The 943-nt window shown below is 65.5% G+C and carries 1 protein-coding gene; it reads right to left on the bottom strand.

The window, feature by feature from the left end; genetic code table 11:
- Positions 1-59 precede the first annotated feature (59 nt).
- Positions 60-827, bottom strand: a complete 768-nt coding sequence (xth, locus tag ABGA94_RS22485; protein WP_005420392.1) for an exodeoxyribonuclease III — start codon at positions 825-827, stop codon at positions 60-62.
- Positions 828-943 lie beyond the last annotated feature (116 nt).

The following is a 943-nucleotide window of genomic DNA, read 5'->3' as shown; positions in this document are numbered from 1 at the left end:
GCCGGCCGCTGGCCGGCGGGCCTTTCAGAACGGGCCCGGAGATGCCGGGCCCCGTTCGTTCAACCGATCTGTACCCACGCCGGCGCATGGTCGCTCGGACGTTCCCAGGTGCGCGGCTCGCGGTCGATGCCCGAAGCCACCGCACCGCTCTTCAGCGCATCGGAGACCAGGGTCAGGTCGATGCGCAGGCCCAGGTTGCGACGGAAGCCGGCGGCGCGGTAATCCCACCAGCTGAAGGTGCCCGCCTCGTCGTTGTGCAGGCGGAAGCCATCGTGCAGGCCCAGCTGCAGCAGCTTGTTCAATGCGCCGCGCTCGGCGGTGGAGGTCAGGATGTGGTTGTCGTTCCACACCTCCGGGTCGTGCACGTCGCGTGCGTCCGGGGCAATGTTGAAGTCCCCCATCACGATCAGCTTCGGGTGGCGCTGCAGTTCTTCGGCGATCCAGGCATGCACCGCCTCAAGCCAGCGTAACTTGTACTCGTACTTGTCGGTACCGATGTCCTGGCCGTTGACCACGTACAGGTTGATTACCCGCAGGTCGCCGAAGGTACCGGCGATGACGCGCTTCTGCTCGTCCTCGAAGCCGGGAATGCCGATCTGCACGTCCTGTGCAGGCTCACGCGACAGCAGCGCAACGCCGTTGTAGGTCTTCTGGCCGGCGAACACGCTGCGGTAGCCGGCAGCGATCAGCGCAGAGTCGGGGAACTTGTGGTCCTCCAGCTTGGTTTCCTGGATACCGACGATGTCCGGGCCGAACGCCTTGAGCCACTGTTCCAGGTGCGGCAGGCGGACATTGAGCGAATTGACGTTCCACGAGGCGATTTTCATGCGGGCATTCTACCCGGGTGGGCTTTGGTAGACGCCAACCTGGGTTGGCGCATGGCCGCCCCCGTGCCAACCAAGGTTTGCACCCACCGGTAGTGCCGGCCGCTGGCCGGCAACCC

The sequence above is a fragment of the Stenotrophomonas sp. 3diitr2024 genome (assembly GCF_042136455.1).
GTDB lineage: Bacteria > Pseudomonadota > Gammaproteobacteria > Xanthomonadales > Xanthomonadaceae > Stenotrophomonas > Stenotrophomonas sepilia.
The sequence above is the reverse complement of the archived record's forward strand: the minus strand, read 5'-3'. Positions and strand labels throughout refer to the sequence as shown.

Coding starts and splice junctions, on each gene's coding strand:
- xth (WP_005420392.1), bottom strand. CDS start 827: ATGAAAATCGCCTCGTGGAACGTCAATTCGCTCAATGTCCGCCTGCCG.